Origin of the sequence: Thalassomonas sp. RHCl1 (assembly GCF_947387555.1) — a bacterium.
GTDB lineage: Bacteria > Pseudomonadota > Gammaproteobacteria > Enterobacterales > Alteromonadaceae > Thalassomonas.
In genome coordinates this window covers 830,314-848,919 of sequence record NZ_CANDNZ010000002.1, presented here as the reverse complement: position 1 = coordinate 848,919, position 18,606 = coordinate 830,314, and the positions used below count along the sequence as shown (strand labels likewise).

Annotated in this window: 12 protein-coding genes; 9 read left to right on the top strand and 3 right to left on the bottom strand. The window is 47.7% G+C overall.

The window, feature by feature from the left end:
• The first annotated feature begins 7 nt into the window (after nt 1–7).
• Nucleotides 8–3,151 (top strand): CusA/CzcA family heavy metal efflux RND transporter, encoded by a 3,144-nt coding sequence (locus QL234_RS09685; RefSeq protein ID WP_281557614.1) that lies wholly within the window; start codon nt 8–10, stop codon nt 3,149–3,151.
• Nucleotides 3,152–3,394: 243 nt separating this feature from the next.
• On the top strand, nt 3,395–3,754 hold the full coding sequence (locus QL234_RS09680; RefSeq protein ID WP_281557613.1) for a DOPA 4,5-dioxygenase family protein: 360 nt from the start codon (nt 3,395–3,397) through the stop codon (nt 3,752–3,754).
• A 313-nt stretch (nt 3,755–4,067) separates the two neighbouring features.
• Here the strand turns inward: QL234_RS09680 and QL234_RS09675 are convergent, their stop codons facing one another.
• From QL234_RS09675 to QL234_RS09665, 3 genes are all read right to left on the bottom strand, one after another.
• On the bottom strand, nt 4,068–4,721 hold the full coding sequence (locus QL234_RS09675) for a PEP-CTERM sorting domain-containing protein (RefSeq protein WP_281557612.1): 654 nt from the start codon (nt 4,719–4,721) through the stop codon (nt 4,068–4,070).
• A gap of 75 nt (nt 4,722–4,796) precedes the next feature.
• Complete coding sequence (locus tag QL234_RS09670; RefSeq protein WP_281557611.1) at nt 4,797–5,702, bottom strand: tyrosine-type recombinase/integrase; 906 nt, start codon at nt 5,700–5,702, stop codon at nt 4,797–4,799.
• 193 nt (nt 5,703–5,895) lie between these two features.
• Nucleotides 5,896–6,603 (bottom strand): response regulator transcription factor, encoded by a 708-nt coding sequence (locus QL234_RS09665; RefSeq protein WP_281557610.1) that lies wholly within the window; start codon nt 6,601–6,603, stop codon nt 5,896–5,898.
• A gap of 298 nt (nt 6,604–6,901) precedes the next feature.
• On the opposite strand from QL234_RS09665, the gene QL234_RS09660 reads away from it, so the two are divergent.
• From QL234_RS09660 to QL234_RS09630, 7 genes are all read left to right on the top strand, one after another.
• A complete protein-coding gene (locus tag QL234_RS09660) occupies nt 6,902–7,372 on the top strand; it encodes a DUF2141 domain-containing protein (RefSeq protein ID WP_281557609.1) in 471 nt (156 codons plus the stop codon).
• 164 nt (nt 7,373–7,536) lie between these two features.
• Complete coding sequence (locus tag QL234_RS09655; RefSeq protein WP_281557608.1) at nt 7,537–8,538, top strand: histidine kinase; 1,002 nt, start codon at nt 7,537–7,539, stop codon at nt 8,536–8,538.
• Nucleotides 8,539–8,590: 52 nt separating this feature from the next.
• Nucleotides 8,591–9,373 (top strand): LytTR family DNA-binding domain-containing protein, encoded by a 783-nt coding sequence (locus QL234_RS09650; RefSeq protein ID WP_281557607.1) that lies wholly within the window; start codon nt 8,591–8,593, stop codon nt 9,371–9,373.
• 229 nt (nt 9,374–9,602) lie between these two features.
• On the top strand, nt 9,603–10,844 hold the full coding sequence (locus QL234_RS09645) for an outer membrane protein transport protein (protein ID WP_281557606.1): 1,242 nt from the start codon (nt 9,603–9,605) through the stop codon (nt 10,842–10,844).
• 267 nt (nt 10,845–11,111) lie between these two features.
• Complete coding sequence (locus QL234_RS09640; protein WP_281557605.1) at nt 11,112–15,182, top strand: TOMM system kinase/cyclase fusion protein; 4,071 nt, start codon at nt 11,112–11,114, stop codon at nt 15,180–15,182.
• On the top strand, nt 15,175–16,353 hold the full coding sequence (locus QL234_RS09635; RefSeq protein WP_281557604.1) for a hypothetical protein: 1,179 nt from the start codon (nt 15,175–15,177) through the stop codon (nt 16,351–16,353). Before QL234_RS09640 ends, QL234_RS09635 begins: the two co-directional genes overlap by 8 nt.
• Before the next feature lie 70 nt (nt 16,354–16,423).
• Nucleotides 16,424–18,583 (top strand): TOMM precursor leader peptide-binding protein, encoded by a 2,160-nt coding sequence (locus tag QL234_RS09630; protein WP_281557603.1) that lies wholly within the window; start codon nt 16,424–16,426, stop codon nt 18,581–18,583.
• Nucleotides 18,584–18,606 lie beyond the last annotated feature (23 nt).

The window sequence follows — 18,606 nt, the reverse complement described above, 5'->3', positions numbered from 1 at the left end:
CAGAAAAATGATCGAATCACTTTTGCGCCTGTCGATTGCAAGGCGCTGGCTTATGATTTCCCTGGCCTTGATGCTAACCGCCCTTGGCTATTGGAGTTATCAAAAGCTGCCGATAGATGCCGTGCCGGATGTCACCAATGTTCAGGTACAAATTAATACCCGGGCGCCGGGTTATTCGCCGCTGGAAACCGAGCAGCGCATCACTTACCCGGTGGAAACCGCCTTAACCGGCATAGCCAACCTGGCTTATACCCGCTCTTTGTCCCGTTACGGCTTGTCTCAGGTAACGGTTGTCTTTGAAGAAGGCACAGATCTCTATTTTGCCCGCAGCTTGATCAATGAACGGTTAAATGCCATCAAAGGCAAATTGCCCGCTGATTTAGCCCCGCAGATGGGGCCGGTTTCTACCGGCTTGGGGGAGATTTTTATGTACACCATAGAAGCTGGTGATGAGGCTGTTCAGGCAGACGGCCGTCCCTATGATGCCACGGCTTTAAGGGAAATCCAGGACTGGATTATAAAACCCCAGTTAGCGCTGGTGCCCGGGGTCACGGAAATCAATACCATAGGGGGCTTTGACAAAGAATATCACATCACGCCATCGCCGAGAAAAATGCTCGCTTTTGGCATTTCTTTTGAAGATATCACCAGGGCGCTGAAAAGCAATAACAGCAATCGCGGCGCCGGTTATATTGAAGGCAACGGTCAGCAACTCACGGTACGCTCTCCCGGGCAGCTGAAAACTATCTCAGACATAGAGCAGGTGGTGGTTAAAAATATCAAGCAAATTCCGGTGAAAATCAGCGATGTCGCAGAGGTGGCGATAGGTAAAGCCCTGCGCACCGGCGCTGCCACCCGGGATGGCCGGGAAACTGTTTTGGGCAGTGCCATGATGTTAACCGGTGAAAACTCAAGAGCAGTGTCTTTAGCCGTGGCGGCTAAGCTGGAACAAGTGAAAGCTTCTTTGCCCGAGGGCATTAAAGTGCAAGCGGTTTACGACAGAACCGATTTAGTGGATAAGGCGGTCTATACGGTGCAAAAGAACCTGCTTGAAGGGGCCTTGCTGGTTATCGCGGTCCTATTTTTGCTGCTGGGCAATGTCCGGGCTGCGCTGATCACGGCGGCGGTGATCCCTTTGGCTATGCTTGCCACCATCACAGGTATGGTACGGGTAGGCATATCCGCCAACCTGATGAGTTTAGGCGCGCTGGATTTTGGTTTGATCGTCGACGGCGCGGTGATCATAGTGGAAAATGCCACCAGGAGACTGGCCCAGGCGCAGCAAATGGGCGGCAAGCTGGGACGAAAAGAACGTTTACATGTGGTTTATACCGCAACCAATGAAGTGATCAGGCCGAGTTTATTTGGCGTGATCATTATCACCTTGGTTTATATCCCGCTCTTTAGCCTGACCGGGGTTGAAGGAAAAATGTTCCACCCTATGGCGGCTACCGTGGTAATGGCCCTGTTATCGGCACTGGTGCTTTCGTTAACCCTGGTGCCCGCCGCCGTCGCCTTGTTTATGACCGGGAAAATCAGCGAAAAAGAAAGCCGGGTGATCCTTGCTGCCAAGTCACTGTATCAGCCGCTGCTGATGGCGGCGATGAAGCTGCGTTATCTGGTAGTAACAGCTGCTGTCGCTTTTGTCGCCTTTTCCATTTACCTGGCAACGACCTTGGGCTCTGAATTTATTCCTAAGCTTAATGAAGAGGATATACTGCTGCAGGCAATCCGTATCCCGGGCACCGGCTTGGAGCAGGCGGTAGAGATGCAAAAGGCGCTGGAAGACGGCATTAAACATTTCCCGCAGGTGAAGAATGTTTTCTCAAAAATCGGCACCCCGGAAGTGGCCAACGATCCTATGCCGCCGAATATCGCCGATACTTTTATTATGTTAAAGCCCCGTCAGGAGTGGCCGGATCCTGAGATGAGCTATCAGGCACTGGCGGCAGAAATTGTTGAAGCGGTTGAAGGCCAGCCGGGCAATAACTTTGAGTTAACCCAGCCGATTGAAATGCGTTTTAATGAGCTGATTTCCGGAGTCAGGGCAGATCTCGGTATTAAAGTGATCGGTGATGATCTTGAGCAACTGTTAACCTCCGCCAATGCCATCAGGGAAGTGATTGAAAAAATTGACGGTGCCAACGATATCCAGGTGGAACAAGTCACGGGTTTACCTATGTTGTCGATAGTGCCTAAACGGTCACAACTTGCCCGCTATGGCCTGAATGTCTCCCAGTTGCAGGATCTGATTGCTACGGCCATCGGCGGTGAAGCCTCGGGAGTTATTTTTGAGGGGGATCGCCGCTTTAACTTGGTGGTGAGATTGCCTGAAGTGCTGCGCCGGGATGTCCTGCGCCTTAAAGACTTGCCGGTGCCATTGCCGGGAGCTAATCCTTTGGCGGCCAGTACCGCTCGCTATGTCCCCTTATCGGAAGTGGCCGAGATAGCGATAGCGCCTGCGCCGAATCAGATCAGCCGTGAAAACGGTAAAAGGCGCATCGTGGTAACCGCCAATGTCAGGGGACGAGATCTCGGCTCTTTTGTTGCCGAGGCAAAAAGCCGTATTCAGCAGGAGGTCAAGCTCCCTGCCGGTTACTGGTTAGCCTATGGCGGTACTTTTGAACAGCTGCAATCTGCCAGCGATCGCCTGTCGATTCTGGTGCCGCTGACCCTGGCCTTGATACTGGGACTGCTGGTGATGGCTTTTGGCTCAATCAAGGATGCTTTGATTATTTTTACCGGTATTCCTTTTGCCCTTACCGGTGGCGTCATTTCCCTGTGGCTCAGGGATATGCCGCTATCGATATCGGCCGGGGTCGGTTTTATCGCCTTGTCCGGGGTGGCGGTGTTAAACGGTTTAGTTATGCTGGCCTTTATTCGTGATCTTTGCAAAGAGCGAAGCGAGTTGATCTCAGCCATAGTCGATGGCGCCATGATCAGGCTGCGTCCGGTACTGATGACGGCTCTGGTGGCCGGTCTGGGTTTTGTGCCCATGGCGCTTAATATCGGTACCGGCGCCGAAGTACAGCGGCCGCTTGCCACTGTGGTGATTGGCGGTATTATCTCATCGACCCTGTTAACTTTACTGGTGTTGCCGGTGTTATACCGCATTGTCCATGAAAGGGCTTTTAAAAAGGCCAGATCCTGACTTGACCGTTAAAAGCCGCTTAAAATCTTGAGCGGCTTTTTCCCGGTAAGGCATGTGATGAATAGTCCGCAATAAACAGGGTAAATCCCGGCTTGAGTAAATTGAGTTACTCATTTTTGCTTTTAAAGGGGATCAAGCCATGTTTTAATCTCTCGCCGCTTTGGCGATAAGAAGATGTCAACTTGGCTAAAATACCCGACAAGTGTAAGAGCAAATAAAGATACTAGTGATTGAGAGCTTAATATGAACAACCCTAATCGCCCTGTGAATATCCACCAGGCTTATCATGCCCATGTTTATTTTGAGCAGCAGACTTTACATTTAGCTGTTCCTTTATGCGAACAAGCAGGTGAACGTTTTGGCTTGAAAATCGGCCGGGTGAATCAGAACCCTGTTGGCCCGCATCCCAAGTGGAGCTGCCAAATTAGTTTTAATGATAAAGACTTTGATACGCTTATTCCCTGGTTGGATAAAAACCGCAATCAACTGAGCGTGCTTGTTCATGCCGTAACCGGTGACGATCTCAGGGATCATACTGAATATGTCTATTGGCTGGGGGAGAGCATAGCGCTGGATTTATCCTGTTTTCAAGATCCGGCTTAAAGCGGCTATCTGTTTTAGCTATTGATTGCCTGTTTTAGCATTCGGCTAATACAAGCTTAGTTTAGCCCATGAAACTTACCGTTTAAGTGTTAGTGTGAAGAGCTTTGTGGCAGTTTTATCTGTTGGCTATAGCAGCGCAGAGAATTTTCCCCTGCGCCATAAATGGTATTATCTTGTTGAATCACCTGGAAAACCGCCACTGTTTAAAGGTAATGAACCGCTATGGCCTGCTTTTGTTGCGACGGCGCAGGGCCATAGGTTCTGATTCTTTCCTGATAGAGCTAATCCCCGGCCATCAAGGCTGGGAAAGCTGTTACGGCGATGATAGCTTTCTTTTGGTGAGCAGACCTAAAGCGCCTAAACCGAATAAAAGCGCAGTGACAGGCTCAGGTACACTGGCACTGTTGGCAGCAGTAACGTTTTCAAAAACAAAGCTGTCCAAACCTTCGGTATCAATGGAAGGGGTAAAAGTAAAACCGTGAATGAGCGGTATATTGGTTGAAATCTGCACCGTTTCACCCGAAGCGGTACCGGTTTCGCTAAACAAGGTGTCGCCATTGATATCAAATACGCGATAGCTCCATAAAGCAGTATTTTCACTGGCATAATCAACGACATCAAATTGAAGAAAGTTGGTAACGCCAAAGCTATCCAAATTGCCCTGGTCAAAAAAGGTCACGGTAATAGCGCTATTGCCGTGACCTGGCGTACCTGAGTAAATATAACTTAACCCGGATGTGGCGACATTTTCCCCGCCATGACCGGGAGACGGATCATCGTAGGCGTATAAATCAGCGTCGTTTGCTTGAAACAAAACCTCTTTATTTGCCAGATATCTGTCGCTTTGCCAGAGTACGTTATTACCGGTTATGTCATCAAAATCCAGAGAGACAAGGGCGGCACAGGCATGTGAAGAAATTAAGAGATTACATAGTGTTATTATAAATACGGTAAAAATTTTTTTCATATAATGTTTCCGGTTAGGGAGTTTAATATTAGGGAGTGATATTACCAGCAAAATGTGAGCCACTTTAAATCAGGTTTAAAACGGCAGCGCCTTGGCGGCTTTTTTCCTGGCTTTCTCACTGCGCCGGTCGTAGTTTTTGGTGGTTTCCACCGAGGAATGGCCCATCAGATCCTGCACCAGGAAAACATCTTCGCCGCCTTCGAGCAGTTTAGTGGCAAAGGTGCGGCGCAGATCATGCGGGGTTAAACGCTTTAATCCCGCCTCTTTATAGCGGCGTATTATAATATCGTAAATGGTTTGCCCGGAAATAGGTTCATTAATCAGTCGGTTACCTTTCCTAGCCCTTAAAAACAACGGCCCCGGAGCCGTTAAACGCTCTTCCAGGTAGACTTCCACTATTTCGAGAATACGGTTGTGCAGGGCATTGATGCGTTCTTTATTGCCTTTGCCCAGCACCTTGATGGTGCCATCGCTTAGGTCGAGATCGCTAAGCATTAAGCCTGCGGCTTCATGGCGGCGCAGGCCTGCACCGTAAACCAGGGCAATGACTGCGGCATCTCGCATAGCGAGTACGCCTTCTTGCTGCATGCAATAATCAATGAGTTCATTAAGCTCATCTAATTCCAGCGCCCGTCCTTTGCTGCTGCGGCTGCCCTTTATACGGTTGATCTCTTTGATATGCTGGTAGCTTTCGACATCAATGAGTTTTTTGCGCCAGGCTTCTTTGGCGACACCTTTTAGTGCCGACAGATAAACATTCATGGTGGCGGGGGACTTTCCCTGCTGGCTTAAATCAGACAATAAGCTTAGGATTTGTTCATAATTAACCAGGGACCAGTCCACCTGCTGGTGTGTTTTTTTCTGCTGTAGCTTATAGGCCACGATATTTAATAACGAGCTCATGGTGACCCGGCTCTGGGTTGACTGTAATGATAATAAGTAAATTTCTGACGGAGATTTATGGGAAAAAGCGTGTGACATCAAGTCTTTCCTAACAGGGGAAGCGGTCATTTATGGTTAACTCAGGTTAGGCGAGTATACCGGTGGGGAAGGTGTAAATTCAAATGGAAATAATGGCGAGATACAAGCGTGGGCTTGTTTGCTTAGGCTTTTAACTGCAGCTTTAAACCGGAGCAATGGTAACTAGCTCCGGTTTGATAGGTTGTCGCCGGGCTTAATTTAAATGACGTGCGACTGAGCCGGTCAGGAAAATATAGCCGGCGCCGCGAACGGTTTTGATTTTCTCCTGGTCTGTGATCTCGGCAATTTTTTTGCGGATTTTGCTGATATGCATATCTATGCTGCGATCAAAAGAAGACAGCGGGCGCCTTAATACCTGATCGGCAATTTTATCCTTGTCTACTACTGTGCCGGCATGGGACATCAGCAGGGCCAGGATTTCAAATTCAAAGCCGGTTAAATTCAGCTCGCTGTCGTGGCAATAGACCTCGCGGGTGGTGGTGGATAATACCAGTTCATTGCTTTTTATCGTGTTTTGCATTTCCATTGGCTTGAAATACAGCATGCGACGGACAATGGATTTAATCCGGGCCACCAGTTCCCTGTGATTAAAGGGTTTACATAAATAATCATCCGCGCCTAACTCCAGTGCGTAGATGCGGTCAAACTGATCGTCCCGCTCCGTTAGCATCATCACCGGTGTTTGGTTGGTGGACCTGAGCTTTTTCAAAAACTCGAAACCACTGAGCTTAGGCAGCATCAGATCTGATAATATTAAATGATATTGTCCCCGGTTGGCTTCAAGCAAACCTGAGAGGCCATCATTGCACACGGTCAGGTCAAAACCTTCGCTGGCAAGATAATGGCTTAGCTCGGCAGTTAATTCCCGGTCGTTATCTATCAGTAAAATGGAGTTTTGCATTGCGCTGCCTCTTTTCTCTCTTAACTGCAAAGAGTCGCCGTGTTGGCAATACTCTTATCTACTTTTCATCTGACAGCAAAAATAAGCTTTCTTATTTCAAGGGGCAATTTCTTATTCTGCCAGTGGTACAAATTGGCGGCTGAAAAGTACATATTCACGATTTATGTACCATTCAATCTGCCGGGTGTACCACTGGGGTAATTGCTGCTGGTGCTGATTAAGCGGGGAAAATACACTGGTTAAAGATGGCCGGCGGAGCAGGCCTGATGATTAACAAGGATCAAAAGAGAGCATAAAAATGAATAAGAGCTTATCGGGCTTACTATTGCCTTTGCTATTTACCTCCTGGTGTGTCGGTGCTGCCGAGCGTGTTACAGCATCAGGTGTTGAGCCTGTCAGTACAGGCGCACTCAGCAAGCTGCATGTTGTGGTGACGGGGCCACAAAGCAGCCGGGGGAAAATCGTGCTGGCACTGTTTGATAATGAAGATGACTTTACCAAAAAACCTTATCGGGAGCAGATCATTGATGCCGATGATGCCGGTAGTGGCGCTATTTTTAATCATCTGGCCGACGGTGATTATGCCGTGGTTATTTTTCATGATGAAAATGCCAATGAACTGCTTGATCGTAACTTTCTTGGTGTGCCGGAAGAAGGCGTGGCTTTTTCCAATAATTTACAGGTAAAATTTTCCCTGCCGGGGTTTGACGATGCCAAAGTCTCTGTGCGCGGCGACACTGCTATCAGCATTAAACTCAATTATTTGTAATCGCCATAGTGACTCACCGGGCGATAGTACAGTTTAATTCCGGGTTAGACGCAGATGGGGCATTTAGGTAATATGCTGGCTTATCCCATTTTATTTTTTCCTATAATTTAGAGCTTTATTTTGTGATAGCCGATTACCGTCTCAGTCAATGGTATTCCAGGAGGATGATTCTCCTGATTTATGTACCGCTGTTTAATTTTCTGTTTTTCTCCCTGGCCATGACCAATCTCGGTTTTTACTCGCTGGAGCTTGCGGCCGGGTTAAGCCTGCATATGTGGAGCTCTGCACTGCTGTGCCTGCTGTTTGCTAAATTTCTTGAAATTTTTACCCAGCTTAACAGTGATTCGACCAAGGGCTTTATCAGCAAATACTGTTTATGCGCCACTGTTGGCGGCACCACCAGTTTTATGGTGCTCAACAGCTTTTCTCTTCCCCTGGTGCCGGAGCCTTTTACCGCGAAAACGCCGATGGGGCCTTTGATGTTCTCCTATATCGAAGTGTTGCTGTTTGCCTCGCTTAAATATATTTTACAGCAACAACAGCAACATATGGAGCTTAATGCCAATTACAAAGAAGCCCAGTTTCGGGCGTTGAAGGCCCAGTTGAATCCCCATATGCTGTTTAACTCCCTTAATCTCATTTCCTCGGAAATTGAACATAACCCGGATAATGCCAGTTTGCTGCTGGATGAGTTATCTGAATTGCTGCGCGGGGTACTGCGCAGCTCAAATCAACTGCTGCTGCCCTTGTCTCAGGAAATAGAGCTGACCCAACATTATTTAGTGATCCAGAAAATGCGTTTTGAGCAGCGGCTGGAATATGAATTAAATATTGCCCCGGATTGTCTGCAGATACAGGTGCCGGGGTTAATGTTGCAGCCTTTTATTGAAAACTGTATTGTCCACGGCTTTGCTACTAAAAAAGAACCCGGTGTTATTAAAGTGGATATACATTGTAAAAACAATACCTTATATGTGGCTATCGAAGATAACGGCATAGGCTTTAACCCTGAAGGCAAGACTTATGGTCACGGGGTCGGGATAGTGCGCGATACCCTGGAGCTGCTCTATGGCAGCGGCCATGAACTTGTGATCAAATCACAACCGGGCCGGGGAACGAAAATAACCATAGAACTGCCCGCTGATCAGCTCTCGGGCCAGGTTTAAGACGCTGATTAATAACACAGCGAATCAAGATAAACGGAAATAAGATAAGGCTATGCTGACAGACTACCAAACCATACTAATCGTTGACGATGAACCGGCTGCCCGGCGTAAACTGGAAAGCATGCTGGCGAAAACCTGCCGCTTTGAACAACTGCTCCAGGCCTGCGACGGCGATGATGCGGTGGAAAAAATCCGCCAATATCAGCCGGAGCTGGTGTTTATGGACATACAAATGCCGGGCATGAACGGTTTGCAGGTGGCGATGCATACCCGGGACGAACATTATCAGTTGATTATGGTGACGGCCTTTGATAACTATGCCATTGAAGCTTTTGAGACCCATGCCGTAGATTATCTGCTTAAACCTGTGACTTTGGGCAAACTTAACCAGAGCCTGGAAAAGGTGGCGGCCCTGCAGCAGCGTATTCCGGTGGCGCACCTGCAGCAGCTGGCGGATAAAATTTACGGGCAAAAAGACGAGCAGCAGCTGGCGGTCAGAAAAGGGGAGGCGACGGTGATCATTAACGCCTCGGAGATCTGTTATCTGGAAGCGTTAAGCGGCTACTGCCGCATTGTGTTAACCCTCAAGGGGCAAAAAAATCATAATACCGATTCTGTACTCAGCGATGCCCCGCTGGAGTTTATGCACCAGCAGCTGGAGCAGGAGCAGTTTTTGCGGGTGCACAGGAAATATGTGGTCAACAGCGAACAAATCTTTGCCTATTACAGTGTCATGCGGCGTATGTATCTAAAAATCAGGGATTTCTCCGACGTGGCGATTCCCGTTTCCCGCCGTAATGCGCCTTTGATCAAAGGGCGCTGGCAAACGGTGTGACCGGCGATAACCTGTGCTTTGCTTAAGAAAAAGGGGGTGAAGCATAGGTTTATTCCATCGCTGGTAAACGTCTTTTCGATAATAAGTCCGTTTCGGACTTGCTGATGTTATTGCCTCTTTTTTACCGCTAAAGCAGACAAATGTACCATTGAGCTGATCTCCCCTGGCTTGTTTTTACCCCTGTGTTTACCTTGGCAGCGTTGTCCCTTGCCGTGAAAAGGAAAAATAAATGAATTTGAAAAAAACAGTCCTGGCGCTGACCCTAAACCTGTTGGCCTTTGAGGCATATAGCGCTGCCTTTGCCCTCAATGAGCACAGCGCCTCCGGCCTTGGCCGGGCATTTGCCGGAGAAGGGGCCGTCAGTGATAATGCCGCGGTAATGGCGAGAAATCCCGGTGCCATGACCATGTTCAGCCAAGCGGAATTTTCTGTGGTCGGCACCGCCATCGGGCCGGATATATCCCTTGAAGGCAGCAGTAATAACGAGCTTGATGAGGACAGTATTGCTCCCGATGCTTTGATCCCGGCGCTGTATTATATCCAGCCACTGAATAAAAACCTTGTTGTCGGACTCGGCGCTTTTTCAAATTTTGGCTTAGCTACCGAACTCCCCGATGATTATCCGGCAGGCCAGCTCGCCGGTGAAACTTCCCTGACGACAATAAATATCAATGCCAGCGGTGCCTATCGCTTCAACCGGCACTTTAGCCTGGGGCTCGGCGTTAACCTGGTCTACGCCGATGCCACTTTGATCAGGCACTTTGGCGCCAACCCCTACGGCATAGCCCAGGAAACAGAAGCGGCCAATATGACCGGGGATGATATCGCCTACGGATATAATGTCGGGGTGTTATATGAAATCAACGACAACCACAGGATTTCTCTGGCCTATCGTAGCCAGGTTGATCTGATCTTAACCGGTGATTATAGCAATGACCTGCCGCTTTCATTTGGCGGCCTGGCGGGAGAAACCCTGGCGGGGGAGCTGGAAATTACCTTACCCGATATTGCAGAATTATCCGGCTTTCATCAGTTGAGCGATAATCTGGCCCTGCATTACAGCGTGCAGTGGACCGGCTGGAGCAGTTTCGAGCGACTGGAAGCTTATGCCGAAGGGGTAGAAAGCCCGGTATTTGAAAAAGATGAATATTTTGAAAACTCGGTGCGTTCGGCCGTCGGCATCAGCTATAACCTGGAAGATGTGCTGACTCTCAGGGCAGGGCTTGCCTATGATGAAACCCCGATAGAGCAGGCCTACCGCTCAATTTCCATTCCCGACAGTAATCGCATCTGGTACAGCACGGGCATGACTTATCACTTTAAAAATGCCTCGTCTTTTGATCTTGGCATGAGCTTTATTAAGGGGGAAGAAGTGGAGTTTACCGAAACCGATGACTTAGGCCAGGCCTGGCAATTTACCTCAAACGGGGATGCGACCTTAGTGTCGGCGCAATATAACTACAGGTTTTAATGCTATCTTTACGGCTGAATCTGCACGCCTCATTTTATCATGGCCAATGGTGGCGTTATTTTTTAGCCAAAAAGATAATTTTTGTACAAGAATTGGGGGGAAAATGAATGGTTGAAAAAGCCCATTGACATTAAACAGATAACTGATTGAAACTGATAAAAACATAGTGATACACTCAAAGCCCGTTTAGTAAAACAAGCACAGTTAGCATTACAGTCCTGCAATAAGGTCGGCTGCTTGTTGTTTAAGCTTCAGGGTTATAGTGGTATGACAATAACAATAAATACACTAGAAGCAGAGCTGGGCTTTGTTTCAGATGCCTATCGTCTGGTCAGAAAAATAGGTCAGGGAGGCTTCGGTCAGGTCTATCTGGCCAAACAACTTAATACTAATCAAGATGTTGCCATTAAGTTTTTATCGGTCAGCAGCGATTTTGATGAGGCCAAGAAAAAGCGCTATATCGAACGTTTCGATCGGGAAACCCTGTTATGCAGCCGCTTGCAGCATCCCAATATTGTTCGTCTGCTTGATAAGGGCTGTTGCCATGACAACCTGCTTTATGCGGTATTTGAATATGTGGACGGGAAAACCTTAAAACAAACCCTGGCAGACTCCGGCGCCTTGCTTCCTCTTGATGCCGCTGCCGTCATGGGGCAGGTACTCGATGCACTGGCCCATGCCCATGAACAGGGGGTGATCCACCGGGATATCAAACCGGCGAATATCATGTTGACCAAAGTTGGTGCTAAAATTCATGCCAAGGTGCTCGATTTTGGTATCGGTACTTTAGTCAACGAAGTGCGCCAGCTTGATTATAAAAGCATTACCTTGACCCAGGAAACACTGGGCACGCCGTCCTATAGCGCACCGGAGCAGTTACGGGGAGAGCCGCCGACACCTAAAACCGATATTTATGTCTGGGGGTTAGTGTTTATCGAATGCTTAACCGGACAGCCCGCCATTTCCGGCACCAGCCTGGCATCGGTTTTTCACAAGCAGTTAAGTCAGTCGAATGTACCTTTGCCGGCTTCCCTTGCCGGGCACAGTGTCAGTGCTTTATTGCGTCGGGTGCTGAATAAGAAAGCCTCAGAAAGGGCGGCGGATGCTGCCGAACTTTATCATGAATTCCATCAGCTTAATTTTTCTACCCTGGTGGGAGAGCTTAACCAGCATACCAGCGAGCATTTTTCCACCGATAATACCTTAGTGGTGCAGCCGGGTGATAATGAAACCCTGATCAATGAAACCTTGATCACTGACAACAGTGCTGTTCACTCAACCTATGCCAGCTTAACCGAGCGTAAGCAAATCACGGCACTGGCGGTTGTGCTCAATGTTAAATCGATTGGTGATACCCAGCCCGATGGCGAGGTAGTCGATGCCATTCACAGGGATCAAAAAGCCCAGTGTATCGATACCGCCATACGTTACGGTGCTTTTCATGTCGGTAGTTTAGGCAATACCCTGTTATTTTATTATGGTTACCCTGCGGTCAGTGATAATGACAGCCGTTTATGTGCCCGCACGGCCTTGGAAATCAGTAGCCAGCTGAGCCATCGAAACTCATTGTTAAGACAAAATCAGGGCATTGAAATCCGCCTTCATATGGGCATGCATACCGGGATTGTGACCACCTATGCCGATGCTACACCTGAAGGAGATACTGCCAATATAGCCCTGGATCTTGCCCGTTTAGCTGCAGATAATCAGGTGTTAATTACACAAAACAGTAAACTGTTACTGGACAGCTATTTAACTTTTCAGCCGCAACAAGTGCAAATTGTTGGCATTACTCCACAACCCAGGCCTTTGTATTCCCTGATTGGTGAGCGCCAGGTTGAAGCATTTGGCTTTTTGCGCGGCAATAAGAACAATCATGACTTTATCGGCCGGGAACAAGAGTTGGCCTGGCTCAAATCCCTGGTGGATACCGCTGAAAACCAGGGGAACAATCAAAACAACGCCGTCAGATGCGCCCATGTTTTTGGTGAGGCCGGGATAGGTAAGTCCCGTTTAGTGTTTGAGTTAAGAAATGATGCCCAAAGCTTTAGCCATTATGTGACTCAGTGTCTGCCCGAATATCAAAATAATGCCTTATTTCCGGTGTTAAACCTGATCAAATATAAGTATTCCCTTGATACGCTGGCACCGGAAGATGGCTCCGGTAAACTGCGTGATGAAATGCTCGGCTTAGATCCACAGGACAGCAAGGGTGAGGATGCATTTTTGATCTTATGCTCTTGGCTGGGCCTGCCGTTACCGCAGGATATTCAGGTGAAACCCTTAAGCCCGGATATGCAGAAACAAATTTTATTTGACGCCTTAGCGGCTTTATTACTCGGTGATGACCCGGGGGATGCCAATGAAACACACCACAGACGTTTATTTTTATTTGAAGATTTGCATTGGGCGGATCCGACGACCTTGGAATTTATTGCCCGGCTGAGCACTGCCAGTCAAGGGGCACGGGATGTGTTTATCAGCACTTCCCGTCAGCCTTTGCCTGAGGTCTTGACGGCCAGTAATGTAAAGTCGATAGCCCTGAATAAGCTGAGCCAGGAAAAGACAGCACAGTTTGTTGTCAACCTGTTTGATAAGCAACAGGTATCGGCAAATTTACTGGATGTGGTGGTTAGCCGTACCGATGGCATTCCGCTATTTATTGAAGAGTTGGTGAATATGCTGAAACAAAAATCCCTGGTACGGCATTTAAACGGCATTACCGATTTTGTTGACCCCGATAATATCAATGAAGTTCCGGGCAGTTTACGTGATTCTTTACAGCAAAAGCTCGACACCCTGGTTTATGCCAAGGAAACGGCCCAGCTGGCGGCAACTATCGGTCGGGAGTTTGAGTATAAGCTGCTGGCCGCCGCTTCTAATCACAGTGAAGCCCAGCTGCAAACTGATCTGAATGAATTAATCGAAGCGGATCTGATCATCTTGCAGCGCAAGGTTGCCGGCGACAGTTATATCTTTAAGCATGCCCTGGTCAGGGATGCAGCCTATGATTCCATGCTTAAAGAGCAACGGATTAAGTCCCATGCCGTGGTGGCGAGTATGCTTGAATCGGATTTGTTTGATTTATCTCAAATAAATTTCAGCCTGATTGCGCAACATTATGCTTTGGCAGAAGTTTTTGCTAAAGCGGTAGAGTTTGGCATCTTAGCGGCTGAGAGTATGTTAAAACAGTCGGCCTCGCAGGAATCTATTACCCAGGCGGAGACGGCTCTGGTGTGGCTTGAACAATTGCCTGGCGGGCAGCAAACGCTTCATAAGTTGCAGATTAATTCGATTTTGACCACGGCCCATATGCAGGTCAGCGGCTGGGCGGCGGAAGAAGTTAAATATTATACCGACTCGTCGATTGCCCTGCTAAAAAGCGAAGGGGAAGATTACCGGCAAAGCCGTCAGCTTAACAGTGATTTTGTTACCCATCTGTGGTGGAAACTCATTTATGGCCTGGTGGTTGGCGATAGAGGCGATTTGGCTGATGTTGAAGCCGAGCTTGAGGATATCAGCCGTTTTTCCAGTGATTCAGATCGGGCCGCGGCGCTGAGCTGTTTAGGTTACTTTCGCTATACCGGCGGCGATTGTCAGGGGGGCAGGCAGGCCATGGAGGCGGCGAGTAAAATTGCTTTTGATGACACCGATGCCGAGCACTTAAGTAAATATGGCTGGAATTCGCGGGTTTTTGCCCTATCCACCTTAGGGCGTATTTACTGGGACTTAGGGGAGGTGTCTCTGGCACTGGAGCATGCCGAGCTGGGGCTGGCAAAGGCAAGAGAAATCGCGCATATTCCATCGGTTGCTATTGCGCTGATGTATGCCGCTATTGTCAACCAGTATGTCGGTAACCGGGAGAAAACTTTATTGCTGGCCAGTGAGCTGGTATCGCTCTCTGATGAATATGAGTTGCCGATTTATCAGGCTTACGGCGGTTTAATTCAGGCATGGGCAAGCGGCGATATGAGTAAAGAAGCGGATTACCGGGAAATACTCGATGCCAATTACTCTAAACATGCGGTGCCTTATTTTTCATCCCTGATTGCGGATGTCTTTATCGCCAATGGCGACCCGGTATCGGCGGTGAGCCGCTATAACGCTTGTATCGAGTTGTGCCGGGAAATAGGGGAGTATTATTATTTACCCCAGCTTTATTGGAAACTGGCCCAGTGCCGGTTACAGCATTTTGAACATGAACAAGATTTGGCCTTAACTGAATTACGCCAGGGATTAAGCGTGGCGCAAGACATAGGTGCAAAATACAGCGAACACTTAATTACTACTGATATTTCAACCCTGTTAAATAATAAAAACGAGAAGCTAAATGATTAAACCACTCAATATACTGACGGACTTAACAAGATTAAGAGATCTTCATCTGCAATCTATTGCGCAAATCTGGACTGACAGTGATGATATCGAACGTTTTATCGCTCAGTGTAACAAGGAAAATCTGGATTTCAGAACTGTAGATCCTTCAAGTTTCAACGGAGAATCTTTCAAAGACAAATATTGGGTTAAAATGTTGCTGCAATTGGGGCCTAAAAATCCTGAAGAAAGCGTTGAGATACAACAGATAGATGCCGAAGGAGAATATAATACCTACCTGTTTTGGTATGAGGAAATAGCACCGTATTATAACGAATTAAGCGGTCAGTATATGTTACAGCCTTATCTGAATAACCGCATTACCCTGAAATTACCAAAAAAACCGGTTGCTCCGGATCCCGCTACTGAGAGTCACTTTTTAACTCGCGCCATTGCTTCCTTTATCCATGAATCTCCCTGGATGTTCAATGAAAAGCTTGAGTCGCAACAATCCCTGACTTACAAAGCTTCAGGCGCCAGTTCTCTGGGCGACTTATCTTTGGTTGAAGAGTTTTTTGATTACGACTGTGCCTTGTTTATTAAAGCCTATGGCAGATATTGTGTATATTTTTCAGCGGCCTACCAGGACTTTTATTTGAAGAAATATAATAAGGCCCTGGATTGTCGCAGCCCGGTGGAATTGATCCCTACGGTATTGGATCCTAAGGTGCCAAGACCTTCTTATGACTTATCCGATGATGCCTCCCTGTATATCTCATTCGGTGCGGTTATGGCCAATTTAGTTTCTTTGTTGTGGACCAATGAAGACATGAGAAATTTGTTTATCACCAAAGATCTTGATTGTCATAAGCCTGGGCAAACCATTAAATTGCTTAAAGATATTTTGGAATACGATTATCCGTTCCATTTAGATCTGATCCTGTTTGAAGATGAAGATGCCATATACGCTGAAGATGAAAACGGCAAGGGTAACTGGACCTGGCAATATGATCAGCAAACCTGTAATGCCTTTACAGAAGGTCAGATCAACCCGGATACCCGCTATGAAAACCCGCAATTACCTCTGCAGGGGATGGAGCTTGTGGTACCTGTGCCGCCTAAAGTTGACGCTATGGCACCGGTAGCATTAAACCGCTATAACATAGATGATTCGGCGTTCCCCTTTACCTGTTAATCTCGTTTCCCGGTAATGGCCATGTCCCCGATAAGGGAGCATGGCCTTTTTGTAAATCATGTAAGTAAAGATGATGAAATCAGCACAGAGCCATTTTTTTTGGCATGAAAAGTATTCGATCAGCCCTTTAGATCCCGAGCATATGCTGCTGCTTGCTGATGATGAAGAAGTGCTCATCTCTCGTGAGCTTTATGACTTTATTCAGGCTGTTATTCAAACGGATACTTCCTTGCTGGCAGTATTTAAAAAAGCCATAGCAGCACAGCAGGTACCGCTTTATCAGCAGCTGGTTGGTTTTATCAATTCTGGATATGTTAAAGAGGTTAGTGAAAGCTGCGGGGAAAATCAGCAGTATCACCTGATTAATTTTGAGGATGATATCACTACTTGCCCGGGTGGAAATATTTACCTGTCCCGGTATGCTTTTGGCGAAGCGTTCAAATCAACCCTGGCGGCTTTGACGGCCGACTATGATATCAGCTTGGTGCTCTGCGATGATTATTTGGATCCCAGGCTGGAAAGCATAAACCGTCAGTTTTTATCAAACGGCCAGCCCTGGTTGTTGCTCAAGTTCACCGGGCAAAGCAGTTTTATCGGGCCTTATTTTCTTCCTGAAAAGGATAATGCCTGCTGGCAATGCCTTAATTATCGTATGAAGGCGAATAAAATCCTCAGGTGTATCAGTTACGAGCAGGGGCAGGGAATACCTTCTTTGACACGTCCGGTACCGGTAAGGTTTGAGCATCATGCCATTGAAAAAGCCTGTAAAACAGCCTTATCCCATATTGATAACCTGCTATCAGGGCAAATAACCGAACACTTTTATGAACTGGCCGGGGATGAGCTTATCCGTCATCCGGTTATTTTCCGCCCCCAGTGTGATTGCAACGCGGTAAATCCGCTTGAGCGGGGTAAGCTCAGTCTGCAGCCGGTAAAAAAAACCGACGGCAAAGACGGCGGCGTACGCTGTGTGCCTCCTGAGTTAACAGTAGAAAAGCTCAAAGGGGTTATCAGTCCGGTCAGCGGTTTGTTGACCCATATAAACTGTCTGTCGGGAGACTCGGATAAGATAAATAAAATATACCGCAGCGGCTTTTTCCAATATCCGGGCAATTTACATCATCTGCCGACTGAGTCACTGTCCAATGCCAATTTCATTTATACTACTATGGGCAAGGGGATCTGTGATCAGCAGTCCCAGGCCAGTGCATTAAGTGAAGCCATTGAAAGGCTGGCCTCTCAATATACAGGGGATGAAGCCATGCATTATGCTGCGCCGTCTTATCACCATGACAGTTATATCTTTCCCCGGCAACTTGCTCCCTTTAGCGAGCGGCAATACCGGGCATTTATCGAGCAGCCGCTTAGCGAGCATAAGCTGTACGCAGCGACTGAACACAAAGAAGATAGTGCCCTTTACTGGACGCCGGTATGGTCTTTATCACAAGAAAAAATACGTTACCTGCCTTTAAGTTATTGTTATGCCAATACCCCCTTTGAAGAGCAAAAGTACAGCCGTTTTTATCATAATGGCGGCGCCGCCGGCAACAGCCTGGAAGAAGCGGTATTACAAGGCTTTTTAGAAATTGTTGAAAGAGATGCGATTGCCATCTGGTGGTATAACAAGCTGCAAAGACCGGCGATGGACTTCTCCGGCATGAGTGATGTTTTACATCGGCAGTTATCCCACACCCTGGGGGGGGAATGGGAGTACTGGGCGCTGGATTTGACTAATGATTTTGGCATTCCCGTGATTGCCGCGATCAGTCGGCATAAAACGCAGCAGAAAATGTGTTTTGGCTTTGGTTGTCATCTTGATCCTGTTATTGCCAGCCAGCGTGCTTTTACCGAACTTTGCCAGATCACGGAGATCAGGAACAATAATACCGCGCCTTTTGATTTTGATGCCATCAGCCGGGAAGCCTATTTAACGCCGGGCCCGGCGGAAACCGTCAGCTTTGCTGATTATGCCCGGGTGGAACATAGCAATATCCTGGATGATATCCGTTATTGCCAGGCTAGGGCAGAAAGCCTGGGGCTGGAAACCCTGGTTTTGGATTATACCCGTCAGGATATGCCGCTTTATACCGCTAAGGTGATCATTCCCGGTACCTGCCATTTATTTCCTTATTTTGCCGCGAAACGCCTATATCAAGTGCCGGTTGAGATGGGCTGGTTAACGCAGGAAAATGATGAATTGTCATTGAACCAACAAGCCTTATTAATTTAAGGTCCGGGCGATAAAAGTAAGAT

Excerpts from the sequence above, each read along its gene's own strand:
- QL234_RS09685 (WP_281557614.1), top strand. The coding sequence starts at position 8 with ATGATCGAATCACTTTTGCGCCTGTCGATTGCAAGGCGCTGGCTTATG.
- QL234_RS09680 (WP_281557613.1), top strand. The coding sequence starts at position 3,395 with ATGAACAACCCTAATCGCCCTGTGAATATCCACCAGGCTTATCATGCC.
- QL234_RS09675 (WP_281557612.1), bottom strand. The coding sequence starts at position 4,721 with ATGAAAAAAATTTTTACCGTATTTATAATAACACTATGTAATCTCTTA.
- QL234_RS09670 (WP_281557611.1), bottom strand. The coding sequence starts at position 5,702 with ATGTCACACGCTTTTTCCCATAAATCTCCGTCAGAAATTTACTTATTA.
- QL234_RS09665 (WP_281557610.1), bottom strand. The coding sequence starts at position 6,603 with ATGCAAAACTCCATTTTACTGATAGATAACGACCGGGAATTAACTGCC.
- QL234_RS09660 (WP_281557609.1), top strand. The coding sequence starts at position 6,902 with ATGAATAAGAGCTTATCGGGCTTACTATTGCCTTTGCTATTTACCTCC.
- QL234_RS09655 (WP_281557608.1), top strand. The coding sequence starts at position 7,537 with ATGATTCTCCTGATTTATGTACCGCTGTTTAATTTTCTGTTTTTCTCC.
- QL234_RS09650 (WP_281557607.1), top strand. The coding sequence starts at position 8,591 with ATGCTGACAGACTACCAAACCATACTAATCGTTGACGATGAACCGGCT.
- QL234_RS09645 (WP_281557606.1), top strand. The coding sequence starts at position 9,603 with ATGAATTTGAAAAAAACAGTCCTGGCGCTGACCCTAAACCTGTTGGCC.
- QL234_RS09640 (WP_281557605.1), top strand. The coding sequence starts at position 11,112 with ATGACAATAACAATAAATACACTAGAAGCAGAGCTGGGCTTTGTTTCA.
- QL234_RS09635 (WP_281557604.1), top strand. The coding sequence starts at position 15,175 with ATGATTAAACCACTCAATATACTGACGGACTTAACAAGATTAAGAGAT.
- QL234_RS09630 (WP_281557603.1), top strand. The coding sequence starts at position 16,424 with ATGATGAAATCAGCACAGAGCCATTTTTTTTGGCATGAAAAGTATTCG.